Raw genomic sequence first — 17,190 nt, 5'->3', positions numbered from 1 at the left:
CACGTACGCCCGCAGTGCGGGACTGCGGGCGTACGAAAAGGGAGGAAAGCGGGACTAGGCGGGCTGGGTCGCCGCGGCGATCCGCTCCTGGCGCAGCGCCTCGTACCAGCGGTCGTCCACCGACGGCAGCGCATTGACGTCCAGCGCCAGCTTGACCAGCAGGTCGGCGATGTGCGGGTTGCGGGCCATCACCGGGCCGTGCATGTAGGTGCCGAAGACGGTGTCGTTGTACGCGCCCTCGTAGCCGTCGCCGACGCCGTTGCCCTTGCCGAACCGCACCTTGGCGAATGGCCGGGCGGTCTTGCCCAGGTGCGTCACGCCCTGGTGGTTCTCGAAGCCGGTCAGCGGGGGCAGCCCCAACTTCGGGTCGATGTCGGCCAGTACGTCGCCGACGCAGCGCTCGCCCTCGCCGCGGGTGGAGACCACGTCCAGCAGCCCCAGGCCCTGCTGCCGCTCGCCCAGGTCGTTGATGAACTCATGGCCCAGGATCTGGTAGCCGGCGCACACCGAGAACACGATCGCGCCGTTGGAGACCGCGCGGGACAGTCCACCGTCGCGGATCAGCCGCTCGGAGGCCAGCCGCTGCGGCCGGTCCTCGCCGCCGCCGATCAGGTAGATGTCCCCCGAGGTGGGGATCTGCTGGTCGGAGCGTACGTCCAGGCGCTGTACGTCCAGGCCGCGCTGGCGCGCCCGCCGCTCCACCACCAGGGCGTTGCCCTGGTCGCCGTAGGTGCTCAGCAGGTCCGGGTAGATCCACACCAGGCGCAGGCTGTTGTCACTCATGCTTGCTCGTCCTTGTCCGTGAAGGTCCGTGGATCCCGGTCAGTTGCCCACGCGGCGGCGCAGGTCCTGGAAGGCGGTGTAGTTGGCGATGACCTCGATGCGGCCGGGCGGTGCCAGCTGCACCGCTTCGTCGAGGCTCTCGCACACCTGGAAGTCCAGGCCCGCGACCTCCAGCCGCACCGCCAGGTCCAGCTTGCGGTCACCCAGCACGAAGATCGGGTGCCCGGCCAGCCGGGTGTAGTCCACGTCCCACAGCCAGGAGGTGTCGGTGCCGTCCGCGCCACGGGCGTTCACCGACATGATCACCGGGGTCGGCGGCGGGTCGATCAGCGAGAAGGTCTCCAGCCAGCCGGCCGGGTTCTTCGCCAGCAGCAGCCGCAGCTCCCGCTCCATGAAGGTGACCACGTCGTAGCGGCCGGCCACCGCCTGCACCGAGTACATCCGCTCCAGCGCCACCTGCGGCGGCACCCCGAAGGCGGCCGCGACCGCGGCGGAGCTGGTGGCGTTGGCCTTGTTGGCACGGCCCGGCAGCTGGAGCTTGATCGGCCAGGCGCTGCCGTGCGGGTCCAGGACGTGGTCGCCGGACAGCGCCCAGCTGGGGGTGGGGCGGCGGAAACCGCACTCGCCGCAGAACCAGTCGTCGCCCGGGCGCTGCATCACACCGCCGCAGGACGGGCAGGACCAGGCGTCGTCCTTCCACTCCTGGCCCGCCGCGACCCACACCACGTTCGCGGACGACGAGGCCGCCCAGACGATCAGCGGGTCGTCCGCGTTGGCGATGATCACGGCCTTGGAGCCGGACAGGCCCTCGCGCCACTTCTCCGCCAGCATCCGGGTCTCGGCGGCCCGGTCGAGCTGGTCGCGCGAGAGGTTCAGCAGCGCTATGGCCTTCGGGGTCACATCGCGTGCCACACCGGCGAGGTACTTCTCGTCCACCTCGATGACGCCGTACTTGGCGTCCGAGCCACCTGCCAGCGCCGAGGTGATACCGGCCGGCATGTTGGCGCCGAGCGCATTGGAGACCACCGGGCCGCTGGCCCGCAGCGCCTCGGCGATCAGCCGGGTCGTGGTGGTCTTGCCGTTGGTCGCCGACACCAGGACGACGTCCAGGTGCCGGGCCAGCCGCGCCAGCAGGTCGGGGTCGAGTTTGAGCGCCACCCGGCCACCGATCACCGATCCGCTGCCGCGGCCCGCCGCGCGCGATACCGCCGCCGCGGCCTTGCCTGCCGTCACGGCCAGCTTGGCCCGCGGCGACAGCGGCTCCGTGTTGCCTGCCATCGTCCTTGATCCTCCTTGCATCCGGCGCCCGCCTGTCGTGAGGCTGCCGGTGGAACGCCCCCTCCGCAGCCGATGACCGGCCGGAGGCTTCGGTCGGGGATCAGCCTATCGAGATCCGGCCGCGGGCCCGAACCCCGCCACCCGTGCGGCGACATCCGGCGGGTGCCGGACCGTACGCTTGACCTTATGCGTCCCCGCACCATCCCCGGCAGTTCCGGCCGTCCGCGACCCATGCGCCTGCTCGGCGACCCCGCCCTGACCGGGCCCTGCCAGGAGGTCACCGCCTTTGACGGCGAGCTGGCCCGCCTGATCGAGGACATGTACGCGACCATGTACGCGGCGCACGGCGTCGGCCTGGCCGCCAACCAGATCGGCGTCCCGCTGCGGGTGTTCGTCTACGACTGCCCCGACGACGAGGACCGCCGCCATCTGGGGCACCTGGTCAACCCCCGGCTCGTCGAGACCGACGGGCCTGTCGTCCGCGGCCCCGAGGGCTGCCTCTCGCTCCCGGGTATCGAGGCCGGTACCCCGCGTTACGACCACGCGGTGGTGACGGGATTCACTGTCACCGGCGAGCCGCGGACGGTGACCGGGACCGGATTCTTCGCCCGCTGCCTCCAGCACGAGTGCGACCACCTCGACGGCAGCCTCTACCTCGACCGCCTCACCGGCCTGCGCCGCCGCCGGGCGCTGCGTGCCGCCTCCCGGGCCCCGTGGGCGGTCGACGCGGGCGAGGCGGCCGAGGCGGCCAAAGCGGCCGCGCGGGCGGAGGCGCAGGCGTAGGTGTAAGGCGGGAGGGCGGCGGGCGCAGGGGCCCGCCGGCTCACGGCACCGAGTCGGCCCGGGCCGCCTCCTCCGCTGTGATGCCCCGGGGCGGCGTACGCGTACGCCGTCCGTCCCCGGTCAGAACCCGGGCCCGCCCTCGCGGTCCTCGACGGCGGCCAGCTGGCCCCACAGCAGATCGGTCAGCTGGGCGACCAACTGCTCGCGGGAGCACGGGCGTTCGCGCAGCCACCAGTCGCCGGCGCCGTGCATCATCCCGACGATGCCGTGTCCCCAGACCCGGGCCTTGAGCTCGGCGCCCGGCCCCAGATCGAGCCGGTCGGTGATGACCTTCGCCAGCTCCTCGCCGAGGCGGCGCAGCAGCGGGGCGGAGTGCCGCCCCACGTCGAAACCGGATTCCGAGGCGCTGTCCCCCTCGGACGGGTGCATCAGGAAGCGGTAGACCTGCGGGCGGGTCTCGATCGCGAGCAGGTAGGCGTCCAGGGTGGCCTCGACCCGGTCCCGGCGCAGGACCGGCGCGTCGAGCGCGGTCCGTAGGTTGTTCAGCAGGGCGTCGGTGTGTCGTACGGCGAGCGCGCGGTAGAGGCCGCCCTTGTCGCCGAAGTGCCGGTAGAGGATCGGCTTGGTGATGCCGGCCTCGGCGGCGATGGCGTTCATCGAGGCGTCCGGGCCGTCGCGCAGCACAATGCGCTCGGCGGCCTCCAGCAGCTCCCGCCGCCTGCGCTCGGTCGCCGACTTTCCGCGGCCGCTCTGCTCTGTGCTCTCCATGGTCGTGCTCCCCACCCATTGTCCATCCGTGGCGCTCGCGCAACGTAACACCCGAACTCCGCGTCGAATTCGTCCTCAGGGGAGTTGACATCTCTTACTGGTGAGTAACACACTCCGGGTTACCACTAGTAACACCGTACTTCCTGCATCACTGGAGGGGACATGGCCGAGTTCACCATGGAGCTCAATGACGAGCAGAAGGAAGTCCGTGACTGGATGCACGGCTTCGCTGCGGACGTCATGCGCCCCGCCGCCGCCGAATGGGACGAGCGCGAGGAGACCCCCTGGCCGGTGATCCAGGAAGCTGCCAAGATCGGCCTGTACTCGCTGGACTTCTACGCCCAGCAGTTCTTCGACCCGACCGGTCTGGGCGTCCCGATGACCATGGAGGAGCTCTTCTGGGGCGACGCGGGCATCGCCCTGTCCATCGTGGGCACCGGCCTGGCCGCCGTCGGCGTCCTCGCCAACGGAACCGAGGAGCAGATCGGGACCTGGATCCCGCAGATGTACGGCGACGTCGACGACGTCAAGGTTGCCGCCTTCTGCTCCTCCGAACCGGACGCCGGCTCCGACGTCGCCTCGATGCGCACCCGCGCGGTCTACGACGAGGCCAAGGACGAGTGGGTGCTCAACGGCACCAAGACCTGGGCCACCAACGGCGGCATCGCCAACGTCCACGTCGTCGTCGCCGTCGTCGACCCCGAGTTGGGCTCCCGGGGTCACGCCTCCTTCATCGTGCCCCCGGGCACCGCCGGCCTCTCCCAGGGGCAGAAGTTCAAGAAGCACGGCATCCGCGCCTCGCACACCGCCGAGGTGGTGCTGGAGGACGTACGGATCCCCGGCCACTGCCTGCTCGGTGGCAAGGAGAAGCTCGACGAGCGCCTGGCCCGGGCCCGCGAGAAGGCCAGGGCGGGCGTGGGGGTCCCCCCGGCCGGAAGCGTGAAGAACGCCGCGATGGCCACCTTCGAGGCCTCCCGGCCGGCGGTCGGCGCGATGGCGGTCGGCACCGCCCGCGCTGCCTATGAAGAGGCGCTGGAGTACGCCCGGACCCGTGAGCAGTTCGGCCGCCCGATCATCGACAACCAGGGCGTCGCCTTCCAACTCGCCGATATGCGCACCCAGGTCGACGCGGCCCGGCTCCTGGTCTGGCGCGCCTCGTGGATGGCCGCCAACGGCAAGCCGTTCACCTCGGCCGAGGGCTCGATGTCCAAGCTCTTCGCCAGCGAGGTCGCTCAGAAGGTCACTGCCCAGGCCGTGCAGATCCTCGGCGGCAACGGTTTCACCCGCGAGTACCCGGTCGAGCGCATGCACCGCGACGCCGCCATATACACGATCTTCGAGGGCACCAGTGAGATCCAGCGCCTGGTGATCGCCAGGGCGCTGTCGGGGATGCCGATCCGCTAGCGGCAAGTCCCGGTAAGGCGCGCGTAGTTCGCGATGCATGGAGCAGGGCCCCACCCTTCCCGGCGTGGGGCCCTTGAGCGTCCCTCCGGTGCCTCAAACGGCTTGTGGGAGATATTCGGGAGATCGTTTGCGACGGGGAGATGCGAACTCCGGGAACGGCCCGTACTCGCGGTGATCCAGGACCGGGCGGAGGGAGTCCTCCCACAGGCCCTGCAACTGCGGCCTCGACCGGCGAGGCGGCCACTTCGAGACCTTCATCCGCTGCGCCATCCAAGGCTGGGAAGACGCCACTGACCGGGAGAAGGTCCCCGTGCCGTGACCTCGCCGGCCACCCGCCTCGATGTGAAGAAGCCGTCCGCCTCGCCGCCCGGGCAGACCGGGAAGCGCGCCGGCGGGGGGCGCGCCTTGAAGCGTGATCATGGAGGCATGAGGAACGAAGAGGCGAACGGCCCGGTGGCGTGTCCCGGATGCCCGACGCGGGAGAACGTGCCGGTGGCTGAGGCAGCGGGGTGCCCTTGCCGCCCTCGCCCGCGGTAGGGACGCAGCGCGGCACAGCTCCTGACTTCCCTGGTGCGTACGGGAGTTGATGCTGCGCCCAGGGAAAGCGGCTCCCGCTGAGAGCGGCTCCCGCCGAGAGCGGGAGCCGCAGGGGCGTCAGAGGCGTGTCCGGCGCCGGTCGGGGTGTCCACCGGCCTCGTGCTGGCCGAGGTGCATGAGGGCGAGGACGGTGTCGAGGTCGTCGCCCTGGTGCGGGTCTTCGGCCATGCGGTTGCGACGGCGGGCGCCGCATGCGGTGCAGCGGTGGACGATCATGTACCCCTTGGCGGAGTGGTGCTCGACGGCGACCGGGCGCATGAGCGCGCGGCAGGCGTTGGCACGATCTCCGGGTGAGACGTCCACGTGCAGCGAGTGCAGGCAGTGCGGGCAGTGGTTGCGGTAGCTGCCGTTGGCCAACGCCGCGACCGCCCTGTCGCAGTTTTCGCAGGTGAAGCCGGTGTTTTCGGTTGTTCTGCTGATGGTGCTGCTCCTCGGCGAGTCGAAGGGGTCTTCAACTCGGAGGCGCAGGGTTCCGTTCGCTCTCCCTCTGCCGGAGCAGGGGTCGCAGGCTTGACCGGGGAGTGACGCGGTTCACCGCCGCTCAGGGTGGGCGATTACTTCCGGCTCCAGCTTCACCAGAGTGCGCTGACCGCTCTGGATCCGGACCACGACCGGGTTTGTGTCTTTGTCCCGATCACTGTCACGCGGGTGTGCCACGTGCCGCCGGTAGGTGTCCATCCGGTCTCACTGCCGTCGGCGTCGTCCCCTGTCAGGCAGCACGAACAGCAGCATGCTTCATGGTGCGCACGTCACCTCCTCGGGCATCTGAATTCCCTTCGCCCGTAAGGACGGAGGCGTTCCCCATCCTATTGCGGAGGCGTGTGATCGTCCGGCGCGCCGGACGGGTCGGGGGGTCGACGGCCGTGCATCGGGGCGGAGCCCGGTGCACGGCTTTTTGCATGCCGCGTTTGCATGTCGCTTTTGCATGTCGCTTTTGCGTGCCGTTTTTGCATCCCGCCGTACGTGGCGGCGGGGTGGTCCGGTCATCCGTGCACGGCCGTCTCGCCAGGCAAGCCCGCGCGTCTGTGGTCGCCACGCCCTTGACGGGTGGATACCCGCACTCTACGTTCTTCCGTAAAGCAAAACATCAATTCCATGATGCGGAAATCAGCGCCTCCGGCTCGGCGCCGGAGCGTCCCCGTGACAGGTCGACGCAGGAGTACGCGATGCCTCGAATGACAGCCGCCCGTGCCGCGGTGGAGATCCTCAAGCGCGAGGGCGTGACCGCCGCCTTCGGAGTGCCCGGCGCCGCGATCAACCCGTTCTACGCGGCACTCAAGGGCGCGGGCGGGATCGACCACACGCTCGCCCGTCACGTCGAGGGCGCCTCCCATATGGCTGAGGGCTACACCCGGACCCGCCCGGGCAACATCGGCGTCTGCATCGGCACGTCCGGCCCGGCCGGCACCGACATGATCACCGGCCTCTACTCGGCGATCGGCGACTCGATCCCGATCCTGTGCATCACTGGCCAGGCCCCGACCGCGGTGATCCAGAAGGAGGACTTCCAGGCCGTCGACATCGCCTCGATCGCCAAGCCGGTCACCAAGGCCGCGACCACGGTGATGGAGGCCGCGCAGGTCCCCGGCGTCTTCCAACAGGCATTCCACCTGATGCGGTCCGGGCGGCCGGGCCCGGTGCTGATCGACCTGCCGGTCGACGTCCAGCTGACCGAGATCGACTTCGACCCGGAGCTCTACCAGCCGCTGCCGGCCTTCAAGCCGGCCGCGACCCGCGCGCAGATCGAGAAGGCGCTCGCACTGCTCAACGAGTCCCGGCGTCCGCTGATCGTGGCCGGCGGCGGGATCATCAATGCCGACGCCTCCGAACTGCTGGTGGAGTTCGCCGAGTTGACCGGTACGCCGGTCGTCCCGACCCTGATGGGATGGGGCATCGTCGCCGATGACCACGAGCTGAACGCCGGCATGGTCGGGCTGCAGACCTCGCACCGCTATGGCAATGCGAACTTCCTGGAGTCCGACTTCGTCCTGGGCATCGGCAACCGCTGGGCCAACCGTCACACCGGCAAGCTGGACGTCTACACCCGGGGCCGCACGTTCGTCCATGTCGACATCGAGCCGACCCAGATCGGCAAGATCTTCGCCCCGGACCTCGGCATCGCCTCCGACGCCAAGGCGGCCCTGGAGCTGTTCGTCGAGGTCGCCCGCGAGCTCAAGGCCGCGGGCAAGCTACCGGACCGCTCCGACTGGGCGGCCGCCACCCAGGAGCGCAAGGCTCGGCTGCAGCGCCGTACGCACTTCGACGACATCCCGATGAAGCCGCAGCGTGTCTACGAGGAGATGAACAAGGCCTTCGGCCCGGAGACGCGTTACGTCACCACCATCGGCCTCTCCCAGATCGCCGGCGCGCAGATGCTGCACGTCTACAGGCCGCGCCACTGGATCAACTGCGGACAGGCCGGTCCGCTCGGCTGGACGATCCCGGCCGCGCTGGGCGTCGCCACCGCCGATCCGGAGACGCCGGTCGTCGCGCTCTCCGGCGACTACGACTTCCAGTTCATGATCGAAGAGCTGGCCGTCGGAGCCCAGCACAGGATCCCCTACGTCCATGTCCTGGTGAACAACGCGTACTTGGGCCTGATCCGCCAGGCGCAGCGCAACCTCGACATCAACTTCCAGGTGAACCTGGAGTTCGAGAACATCAACGCGCCCGAGATCGGCGTCTACGGCGTGGACCACGTCAAGGTCGCCGAGGGCCTGGGCTGCAAGGCCCTCCGCGTCACCGACCCGAACGAGCTGGGCGCCGCCTTCGAGGAGGCCAAGAAGCTGGCCGCCGAGCACCGGGTCCCGGTCGTCGTCGAGGCCGTGCTGGAGCGGATCACCAACATCTCCATGGCCGCCGCGGAGATCGACAAGGTGAACGAGTGGGAGGAGCTCGCGACCGAGCCGGACCATGCGCCCACCGCGATCAAGCCGCTGAAGTCCTGACCCCGGCGCCGGCCTCGCGCGCCAACTTCCGCTGTGTGTCGTGCGGACGGGTGCTCGGAGTGACGGTCGTCACCATCTCGCCATGGAACGGACGGTCCTTGTTCACCGTTCATAGGAGTGTGGGGCGTGGTTCACCGCCCCGCGGCCATATCTCGCCCCGGCCGGTTCCCCCGTCCGGCCGGGGCCACGGGTCACCCGTCAAGTCCGTTGCGCATCCAGCGGGTTGGCGCCGATGTGTGCGGCGATCCCGTTTCGCACCGAGTCCGCGGCGGCGCTGTCCGGCTTGCGCTCCGCCTGGCTCCGGAAGCAGGCCAGGAACTCCGTGCCGAGTCCGAGTCGCGGGTAGCGCCCCAGGACGTCGGCGCGCAGGTCGGCCGGCAGCGCCTCGGGGCGCTTCCCGGAGATGTCCAACGAGGTGGAGAACGCCAGCAGATGGCCCTCGGGGTCCGCGTCCAGGGCCACCTCGTCCCACATATGGCGGACGATCACCTCGGAGGCCCGCACCCGCCGTTCCACCGGCCATCCGGCACCCGCCGCGAACACCCAGGCCACATGGCCGCCGGCGTCCTCGAAGGGCACGGTGTGACTGTCGAACTCCTTGACCAGTCCGAGGTCGTGGAACATCGCGGCCACATAGAGGAGTTCGGGGTCGAAGGCGATGCTCTGCGCCGAGGCGTATGCCGCCGCCCAGAGGTAGGCGCGGACGGAATGGTTGAGCAGTGCGGGGGAGCAGTAGGCGCTCGCCACCTCCAGCGCCGCACGGCAGGCCCGGGTGTCCGGCACAACAAGATCATCCATCGTCATGCCGCGATTGTCGCTCAGGGCGCGGCTCTTGTCCCCCCAACCGGAAAGCACGGATGCAGCCCGCGCCGGGATCGGCCGCCGTCGGCGCGGGCGGGGGCAGCGACCGAGCGTCGCGGGCGGCGCGGCCGGGCAGGTCGTGCCTCAGGCGCGTCGGCCGGCTCCTCGTTCGAGGGTGCGGAGGTGAGGGCGCGGTTACGGGGCTCCGGCCGTGCAACGGCCGCCGGGGTGAACGCCTTCGCCGTCGGTCTCCGCAGGCGGCGGCGCTGGTGGGGTGGGTCAGTGGCGAACGAGCCCGGCGAGTGCTTGCAGGCTCAAGGACCAACGCCGGTGGCGGCTGTCGACGTGCACAAGTGCGGAGCCCGGCGCAGTCTGGAGGCATGACCGAGCATCCGCCTGTCATCGTGCATCCTCCGACGCCGTCCGGTGGCCGAAGGGTGACCGTGCACGGGCAGATCGTCGGCCTGGCCCACGGCCGTGGCGATGTCGCCGAATTCCTCCGCCGCGCAGGGGTCGCCGACCCGGCCGAGGACATCCGGCTCGATGACCCCCGCCTGGTGGAGTGGCGGGGCGGCTCGTTGGACGACTGGCCGATGCCCTCGGCATGAGGCGAAGCTACTGAACCAGCCGAATCAGCCGGACCAGCCGGACCAGCTAAAGCAGCCCGAGCTGACGGGCCCGGAGGCAGGTCCTGGGCCGGCGTTCCTCGCGCTGACACCGAGCGCCCCGCCTGCCCGTGGGGGCGCCGGCCGGAATGTCGGTGGCAGCAGGTATTAATGAGTCAGGACGTTATCGGCGCGCGCCTGGGTCTGACGTGGGCGCAGGGCGTGCCGGGCGCCTGTGTGGTGGGGCCGACGCGGCAGACGGGGCGTCGGTCGCCGAAGGGCGAGGGAAGGTGAGGGGCGGCGCATGCCGGAGACCACAACGACCCCCGAGAACGGGGCGGGGCATGAGTGACGACGGAGGCAGCTACGACGACGCCAGTGCCGGCCCCACGGGCTCGTCGCACGGCGGGGGTATCCCCCCGTCGTGGAGCGTCCTGCGGAGGGCGATGCGCTGGGAGACGCTTGCCCTGGTCGTGCTGTTCGTGGTGGTGGCGGCGTTGGCTTCGTAGGGGCGTAGGGGCGTAGGGGCGTAGGGGCGTAGGGGCGTAGGGGCGCCGGGGCGCCCTGGCATTAGGGGGCTCGGGAACCCGGGTACCAGGGTGCCCGAGCGTTGCGGGGCAGGGGCAGGGGCAGGGGCAGGGGCACGAGCCGCGCCTGCGCCCGTGCCTGAGGGGCCCAACGCCACGGGTCAGGGCCACGACCTGTGCCCGGGCCCGGGGGTACGGTCCGCGCCGCCAGTGCACGGATGCGGTGCTTCGGTGCTCGCGGAGATCCGGATGGCCGAACTGCCGCGTGCGGTAAGGCCATTGGGCTGGAGTGGCCCGCAACCGTGGCCCCGGCCGCCGGGTGGCTGGCCGGTAGCCAGGCCGGCCGCCCGCCCGGCACCCGAAAGCCTGGCCCCGGCCCCGCCCCCGTTCCCTGAGCGAGCACAAGGGCAGGGCAAGCCGGGCAGGCGGGCAGGGCAGGACGGCAAGGCAGGCCGGGCAGGCGGGCGCGCACGAGGACGCCCCGGGCCCCTGCTCCCGCCGCCGCAGCGCCGCGTCCGATTTCCGCCAGCCAGATGCGCGGACCTGCTGCACAGTGGACTCTGTGATGAATGAGGACAGCAGGTACGAGGCAGTGCGCAGCCGGGACGCCCGGTTCGACGGCGCGTTCTTCTTCGCCGTATCCACGACGGGGATCTACTGCCGGCCGAGCTGTCCCGCCACCACACCGCGACGGCGCAACGTCAGCTTCTTCCCGACCGCCGCTGCGGCCCAGGGCTCCGGCTACCGCGCCTGCCGCCGCTGCCGGCCCGATGCGGTGCCCGGCTCGTCCGAGTGGAACGCCCGGGCCGATGTCGCGGGGCGCGCGATGCGGCTCATCGGTGACGGGGTCGTTGACCGGGAGGGGGTCTCCGGACTGGCGGTCCGGCTCGGCTACAGCACGCGGCAGGTGCAGCGGCAGCTGAGCGCCGAGCTAGGCGCCGGCCCCGTCGCCCTGGCGCGGGCACAGCGCGCCCACACCGCCCGGATCCTGCTGCAGACCACCCGGCTCCAGGCGGCCGAGGTCGCCTTCGCCGCCGGCTTCGCCAGCGTGCGGCAGTTCAACGACACCATCAAGGAGATCTACGCGCTCACCCCGAGCGAGCTGCGCACCGCCGGCCCCGGCAAGGGCGCCCGGTCCGGCCCGGTGGCCCCGCACCCCATGCCCGGGGCGCTGCCGCTGCGGCTGGCCCACCGGGGCCCGTACGCCGCGCGGGAGGTCTTCGATCACCTCCAGCGGCGTGCCCTGCCCGGCATCGAGGAGGTCACGGGGGCGCCCGGTAGCCGGACATACCGCAGGACGCTGCGGCTGCCCCACGGCCTGGGCATCGTCGAGGTCGACGAGGCAGCCCGGCCCGGCTGGCTGGAGTGCCGGTTGCACCTCGCCGAACTGCGCGATCTCACCACCGCGAGTCAGCGGGTGCGCCGACTCTTCGACCTGGACGCGGACCCGTACGCGGTGGCCGACCGGCTCGCCGCGGACCCTGTTCTGGCGGGCCTGGTGGCCGCGCGGCCGGGGCTGCGTTCCCCGGGCACCCCCGATCCGCATGAGCTCGCCGTCCGCGCTGTACTCGGCCAGCAGGTGTCGGTCGCCGCCGGGCGCCGGCTCGGTGCCGCCCTGGTCGCGGCCCACGGAGTACCGCTGCCCGAGCCGGCCGGCGGGCTCACCCACCTCTTCCCGGCCGCCGCCGACCTGGCGGCGGCCGAGCTCGCCGAGCTCGGCATGCCAGCGGCGCGGCGCAGCACCGTGCGCCGGCTCAGCGCCGCGCTCGCCGACGGCACCCTGACCCTGGACGCCGGGGCGGACCGGGCCGACGCCGAACGACTGCTCCTGGACCTGCCCGGCATCGGGCCGTGGACCGCCGGCTACATCCGGATGCGGGCGCTGGGGGACCCGGACGTCCTGCTGTCCGGAGATGCGGCCGTACGGGCCGGGATGCGCCGGGCCGGTGTGCCGACCACCGGCCTGCGGGCGCGTGCGGAGGCCTGGCGTCCCTGGCGCTCGTACGCGATGCACCACTTCTGGAACGCGCCGCCCACCGCGGAGCGGGCAGCGCCCCCGGCATCCACCGCCGGCCCACGGGACCACTGACCCCCGCACCCGACGAACAGCGGACGCCCCACCCTCCACCCCCACCTGCACACCACACCAACCCACAACACCACGGAAAGCACAGGACCATGACGCTCTCCACCACCACGCTCTACACCACACTCGGCAGCCCGCTGGGCGAACTCCTGCTGGTGGGCGAGGAATCCCCCACGGCACCGGGCGGCACCGCGCTCGTCTCGCTGTCCGTACCGGACCAGAAGGGCGGCGCGACCGTACGGGACGGCTGGCGCAATGCCCCCGAGGCGTTCACCGAGATCGTCCGCCAACTGCGCGCCTACTTCGACGGCACGCTGCACCACTTCACCATCGAGTTCGCGGACAGTGCGAGCACCCGCGGCACCGACTTCCAACAGCGGGTGTGGAAGGCGCTGGAGGCGATTCCGTACGGGACGACGACCACCTACGGGCGGATCGCCACCGACATCGGCGCCGCGCCCGGCGCGGTGCGTGCCGTCGGTACGGCGATCGGCGCCAATCCGCTGCTCGTCGTCCGGCCCTGCCACCGGGTCATCGCCGCGAACGGATCGCTCTCGGGCTACGCGGGCGGGCCGGAACGCAAGCGGCAACTCCTCGGGATCGAGGGATCCGCCCCGGGCGGGCGGACGGGGGACACGCCGTGACCACCGCCGGCACCCGGCATCCCGCCAGCCCCCAGCCTCCGGCCGGCGCCCAGCCTCTCGCCGACGCCCGGCGCCCCGCCGGGACGTCCGACCGCGCCGCCCCTGGTGCCCGCGCCGATGACGCCGATGACGCCGAAGGCGGTGCCGCCGCCCCCGCCGGGCGGGTCGCCGCGGCCGACTGGGCGGCGCTCGCCGGGGAACTCGACGCCCTGGGCTGTGCGTTGACCCCGCGTCTGCTCACACCGGCCGACTGCCGTGCGCTCAGCGCGCTCTACGACGAGACCGACCGGTTCCGCTCGACCGTCGACATGGCGCGATACCGCTTCGGCTCGGGCCAGTACCGTTACTTCGCCGACCCGCTGCCCGGACCGGTCCGGGCCCTGCGCGAGGCGTTCTACCCGCATCTGCTGGCCGTCGCCCGCGACTGGGCGGACCGGCTCGGCCGGCCCGCGCCCTGGCCGGACAGCCTGGGCGAGTGGCTCGAGAGGTGCCATGCGGCAGGCCAGAGCAAGTCCGCGCAGATCCTGCTGCGTTACGGCGCGGGCGACTGGAACGCGCTGCACCGCGACGTCTTCGGCGAGATGGTCTTCCCGCTCCAGGTCGTCATCGGCCTGGACGAGCCGGGCACGGACTACACGGGCGGTGAATTCCTCCTCGTCGAGCAGCGGCCACGCGCCCAGTCCCGCGGCACGGCCACCCTCCTGCCCCAGGGCCACGGCCTGATCTTCACCACCCGCGACCGCCCCGTACGCTCCGCCCGCGGCTGGTCGGCCGGGCCGGTCCGCCACGGTGTGAGCACCGTTCGGGCGGGCCGGCGGCACTCCCTGGGCCTGGTCTTCCACGAGGCCTGAGGCCGCCCGGCGGACCCGGCCCAGGGGCCGGCTCGCTCGCGGGTCAGAGCATGGATCCGCCGGTGACGTCGATCCGCTGGCCGGTGATCCAGCGAGAGTCGTCCGAGGCGAGGAACGCGGCGACATCGGCGATATCGGCGGGCCTGCCGAGGCGGTTGAAGATGGACAAGGCCGCCAGCGCGGCGTGTTCCTCTGCGGTCTCCCGCAGCGGTGCGGTCATATCGGTCTCCACGAAGCCCGGCGAGAGGGTGTTGACCGTGATGCCCCGCGCACCGACGTCCTTGGCGAGTGCGAGGGTGAAGGTGTCCACCGCACCCTTGGAGAGGCTGTAGGCGATGAACGAGGGGAACGCCGTACTCGTCACCGCCGACGAGATGTTGATGATGCGCCCGCCGTCCCGCATGCGTCGCAGGCCCTGCTGGACGATGAAGAACGGGGCCTTGGTGTTGACCGCGAAGGTCCGGTCGAACTCCTCCTCGGTGGCCTCGTCGATATGGCCGGGGAAGCTGAGGGCCGCGTTGTTGACGAGGATGTCCAGGCCGGGCTCGGCGCCGCAGTCGCTGAGCCCGGAGTCGAAGGCGGCGAAGAGGGTTTCCGCGTCACCCGGCACGCCCAACTCCGCGCCGACCGCGAAGGCCTGCCCGCCCGCGCCGGTGATGCTCTCGACGGTCTCCTTGGCCGCGATGTCGTTGCTGCCGTAGTGGACCGCGACCAGGGCGCCGTCCTTGGCCAGGCGTTGGGCTATCGCCCGGCCGATTCCCCGGCTGGAGCCGGTCACCAGCGCGGTCTTTCCCTTGAGGTCACCCATGATCGTGAGGCCTTCCTTACATGTGGGGATAAAAGCGGCGGGCGTGCTGCCTCCGCTTGCTGTGGCAGAAAGGAGGTACGGGAGCGCGGGCGCTCGTGTAGCGAGCGCCGGAGCGGTGCGTTCAATCCTGCGAGTCCAGGGCGTGCAGGGTGTCCCGGGCATCCAGGGCGGTCAGGGTCGAGACGAACACCGGCTCGCCGTCCTGGGAGCCGGTGACCTGGACCGTCGTGGTATAGGGCAGCGCCGGGGGCACCAGGCGGGCCTCTATCACGCACGGGCTGCCGTGCTCGGCGTAGCGGTGGAAGGCCGTGCTGAAGGCGTACGGGACAAAGGCGTCGGGCGCGGCCAGGGCGTATGCAGCCTGCTGCGCCGCATCGAGCAGCACCATGCCCGGGACGTGGTCGTTGGCCGGGTTGACGACCGCGGCGTGGCCCGGTGCGATGCGCAGCAGCCAGCGGTCCGGCCGGTCGGTCGGCGAGAGCAGCACATCGCGGGCCGTGGCGCTGCGGGTCAGTTGCGGGGAGACGGCCCGGGGGAGCGGACCGGGGGTACGCCGGGCGGTCAGCCGCTCACCGCGGATCCGCCGGTAGACCGCGGGCGAGGTGACGGTGACATGGGAGTAGCCCGTCGCCACGATCCGGCCGGCCGGTCCGCGGAGCGTCATGTCGAAGCGGCCGCTGGTGAGCGTGCCGGCCCGCATCCGCATCTTGCTGCAGGTGACGTCGATGGTCAGCGCAGTGGGTCCGCTCTCTGGGGTGAGGTGCTCGGCGTGCGTGGTGTAGACGAGGTCTCCCAGGATGAAGTGGTGGCCAACCGGTACGCCGAGTTCCGTGTGGGAGAGCAGCAGGCCTGTCTGGCGGATGGTTTCGCCGGTGAGGATGAGGACGTGCCGGCCGCGGTGGGGGGCGAAGTACCCGTGATCATGGGGCCACTGGGCGGTGACCGAGAAGTGAGCGTCGTCGATTCTGCGCCAACCTGTGACCAGAATGTCGTCAGCGATGGGGCGGTGCACGTACTCATGCGGAACATGGGCTCCGGGGGCGGGCCGCGGTGTGGTGCACTGGCCGGACCGCGGGTGCATCTGCTGTGGGGCCCTGTGCTGAACTGTGCCGCTGACGTGCAACGCGTCGCTCATGACTGCCCCCAGGCGTCTCTACGGGATGAGGTCCATCGCTGTTAAGATACGTACCATCCGGTTTTATTTTCAATGCCGGGCTGGGGGGAATTGGGGAAATACGCTTGCCGAGCAGCGACGTGAACTCTGGCGAGTCGTTGCGCATTTGAAGACTTTCGAGAGACAGGAGGCGTCCTGTGCCACAACAGGACCGCGCGATCCGGACCCGCCGAGTGATCCTGGAGGCGGCCGCGTCGGTTTTCGATGAGCGGGGCTATGACCGCGCGACGATCGCCGAAGTCCTCGAACGCGCCGGCGTGACGAAGGGCGCCCTGTACTTCCACTTCGCCTCCAAGGAGCAGTTGGCGCTCGCCGTGCTCGAGGAGCATGTGACGGACATCGCGGTGCATCCGCAGAAGATCAAGCTGCAGGAGTTCGTCGACTCCGGCCAGGTGCTGGCGTTCCGGCTGCGCAGCGATCCGATGCAGCGCGGTGCGGCCCGGCTGGCGGTGGAGCAGGGGTCCAATCACCTGGGCCGCAAACGGTCGATGCTCTCGTGGACGGTGTTCGTCGAGGGCCTGCTGAACGAGGCGCGGGCCCGCGGTGAACTGCTGGATAGCGTGGTCGTCCGGGATACCGCCGAGCTGTTTGTCGGTGCGTTCGCGGGAATCCAGATGATGTCCCAGGCGCTGACGAATCAGGCCGACCTCTGCTACCGGCTGACCGTCTTCTTCCAGCACACCCTCCCCAGCATCGCGGTGCCGGCGATCCTCACCCGGCTCGACCTGGACCCCGGGCGCGGGGAGCACTTGGAGAACGTCCTTCAGCGCCGGCCATCGGTGAGCATCGATGCCGATGACGATGCGGATGCCGATGACGAGGTGGATGTCGCGGTGGGCTGAGGGGGGCCGGGGAATGTTCCAGGGGAGGCCCGGCGGGCAAGAACATACCGCGCATGCGGTGTTGATTGAGGGTGTCGGATGGGGTGTTAGGGGCTGATGGGGCACCCGGGGGGATTGAGGAGAGATTCGGACGAAAGGGCGAGGTGCCGCGGAGGAATCCGCGGCGCCTTTTGCTGTCCCGGGTTCGGCGTCGGGTCATTGTCGGCGTGGGTCATTGTCGGTGTCGGGCTCATTGTCAGTGGGGCGCGCTTCACTGGAGAGGGTCGAACCGGCGGAGGTGGGCTTGGGGGA

At 71.0% G+C, this 17,190-nt stretch carries 16 protein-coding genes; 9 read left to right on the top strand and 7 right to left on the bottom strand.

Features of this window, described 5'->3' with window-relative positions; genetic code table 11:
- Nucleotides 1–54: 54 nt before the first annotated feature.
- Nucleotides 55–783, bottom strand: coding sequence for a glutamine amidotransferase (locus AB0G84_RS26930; protein WP_361325895.1), 729 nt, complete (start codon nt 781–783; stop codon nt 55–57).
- Between the two features lie 39 nt (nt 784–822).
- The gene (locus tag AB0G84_RS26925; protein WP_361325892.1) at nt 823–2,061 is read right to left on the bottom strand and encodes a MurT ligase domain-containing protein; all 1,239 of its coding nucleotides are present in this window, start codon (nt 2,059–2,061) and stop codon (nt 823–825) included.
- A 186-nt stretch (nt 2,062–2,247) separates the two neighbouring features.
- Between AB0G84_RS26925 and def the strand changes: the two genes are divergently transcribed.
- Entirely contained in the window at nt 2,248–2,844 is a 597-nt protein-coding gene (gene def, locus AB0G84_RS26920) for a peptide deformylase (protein WP_361325889.1), read from the top strand.
- Nucleotides 2,845–2,964: 120 nt separating this feature from the next.
- Here def and AB0G84_RS26915 read toward each other — a convergent pair whose 3' ends face one another.
- Nucleotides 2,965–3,612: a TetR family transcriptional regulator gene (locus tag AB0G84_RS26915; RefSeq protein ID WP_361325887.1), complete on the bottom strand. Its 648-nt coding sequence runs from the start codon at nt 3,610–3,612 to the stop codon at nt 2,965–2,967.
- Nucleotides 3,613–3,774: 162 nt separating this feature from the next.
- Here AB0G84_RS26915 and AB0G84_RS26910 point away from each other — a divergent pair, with 162 nt between their 5' ends.
- Nucleotides 3,775–5,016 carry an acyl-CoA dehydrogenase family protein gene (locus tag AB0G84_RS26910; RefSeq protein ID WP_361325884.1) on the top strand — a complete coding sequence of 414 codons (1,242 nt, stop codon included), beginning with the start codon at nt 3,775–3,777 and terminating at the stop codon, nt 5,014–5,016.
- Between the two features lie 654 nt (nt 5,017–5,670).
- On the opposite strand, the gene AB0G84_RS26905 is transcribed toward AB0G84_RS26910, so the two are convergent.
- Nucleotides 5,671–6,033 (bottom strand): RNHCP domain-containing protein, encoded by a 363-nt coding sequence (locus AB0G84_RS26905; protein ID WP_361326146.1) that lies wholly within the window; start codon nt 6,031–6,033, stop codon nt 5,671–5,673.
- Nucleotides 6,034–6,788: 755 nt separating this feature from the next.
- Between AB0G84_RS26905 and gcl the strand changes: the two genes are divergently transcribed.
- Entirely contained in the window at nt 6,789–8,561 is a 1,773-nt protein-coding gene (gcl, locus tag AB0G84_RS26900; protein ID WP_361326143.1) for a glyoxylate carboligase, read from the top strand.
- A gap of 198 nt (nt 8,562–8,759) precedes the next feature.
- Here the strand turns inward: gcl and AB0G84_RS26895 are convergent, their stop codons facing one another.
- Entirely contained in the window at nt 8,760–9,365 is a 606-nt protein-coding gene (locus AB0G84_RS26895) for an HD domain-containing protein (RefSeq protein WP_361325881.1), read from the bottom strand.
- 377 nt (nt 9,366–9,742) lie between these two features.
- Between AB0G84_RS26895 and AB0G84_RS26890 the strand changes: the two genes are divergently transcribed.
- The 5 genes from AB0G84_RS26890 to AB0G84_RS26870 all read left to right on the top strand — a co-directional run bounded on the left by AB0G84_RS26890 (nt 9,743) and on the right by AB0G84_RS26870 (nt 14,075).
- The gene (locus AB0G84_RS26890; protein ID WP_361325878.1) at nt 9,743–9,970 is read left to right on the top strand and encodes a hypothetical protein; all 228 of its coding nucleotides are present in this window, start codon (nt 9,743–9,745) and stop codon (nt 9,968–9,970) included.
- A 341-nt stretch (nt 9,971–10,311) separates the two neighbouring features.
- On the top strand, nt 10,312–10,476 hold the full coding sequence (locus AB0G84_RS26885) for a hypothetical protein (RefSeq protein ID WP_361325875.1): 165 nt from the start codon (nt 10,312–10,314) through the stop codon (nt 10,474–10,476).
- Between the two features lie 583 nt (nt 10,477–11,059).
- Nucleotides 11,060–12,583 (top strand): AlkA N-terminal domain-containing protein, encoded by a 1,524-nt coding sequence (locus tag AB0G84_RS26880; RefSeq protein WP_361325872.1) that lies wholly within the window; start codon nt 11,060–11,062, stop codon nt 12,581–12,583.
- A gap of 89 nt (nt 12,584–12,672) precedes the next feature.
- A complete protein-coding gene (locus AB0G84_RS26875) occupies nt 12,673–13,224 on the top strand; it encodes a methylated-DNA--[protein]-cysteine S-methyltransferase (RefSeq protein ID WP_361325870.1) in 552 nt (183 codons plus the stop codon).
- Nucleotides 13,221–14,075 (top strand): 2OG-Fe(II) oxygenase, encoded by an 855-nt coding sequence (locus tag AB0G84_RS26870; protein WP_361325867.1) that lies wholly within the window; start codon nt 13,221–13,223, stop codon nt 14,073–14,075. Before AB0G84_RS26875 ends, AB0G84_RS26870 begins: the two co-directional genes overlap by 4 nt.
- Before the next feature lie 43 nt (nt 14,076–14,118).
- On the opposite strand, the gene AB0G84_RS26865 is transcribed toward AB0G84_RS26870, so the two are convergent.
- Together AB0G84_RS26865 and AB0G84_RS26860 are read right to left on the bottom strand one after the other, a co-directional pair.
- On the bottom strand, nt 14,119–14,883 hold the full coding sequence (locus AB0G84_RS26865) for an SDR family oxidoreductase (protein ID WP_361325864.1): 765 nt from the start codon (nt 14,881–14,883) through the stop codon (nt 14,119–14,121).
- 121 nt (nt 14,884–15,004) lie between these two features.
- A complete protein-coding gene (locus AB0G84_RS26860; RefSeq protein ID WP_361326140.1) occupies nt 15,005–15,964 on the bottom strand; it encodes a ScbA/BarX family gamma-butyrolactone biosynthesis protein in 960 nt (319 codons plus the stop codon).
- Nucleotides 15,965–16,194: 230 nt separating this feature from the next.
- On the opposite strand from AB0G84_RS26860, the gene AB0G84_RS26855 reads away from it, so the two are divergent.
- Nucleotides 16,195–16,899 carry a ScbR family autoregulator-binding transcription factor gene (locus AB0G84_RS26855; RefSeq protein WP_361325861.1) on the top strand — a complete coding sequence of 235 codons (705 nt, stop codon included), beginning with the start codon at nt 16,195–16,197 and terminating at the stop codon, nt 16,897–16,899.
- The last annotated feature ends 291 nt before the right edge of the window (nt 16,900–17,190 follow it).

Origin of the sequence: Streptomyces sp. NPDC020742 (genome assembly GCF_040641675.1) — a bacterium.
Classification (GTDB): Bacteria; Actinomycetota; Actinomycetes; order Streptomycetales; family Streptomycetaceae; genus Streptomyces.
Note: the sequence above shows the minus strand (reverse complement) of the source record. Positions and strands in the feature narration are given on the sequence as shown.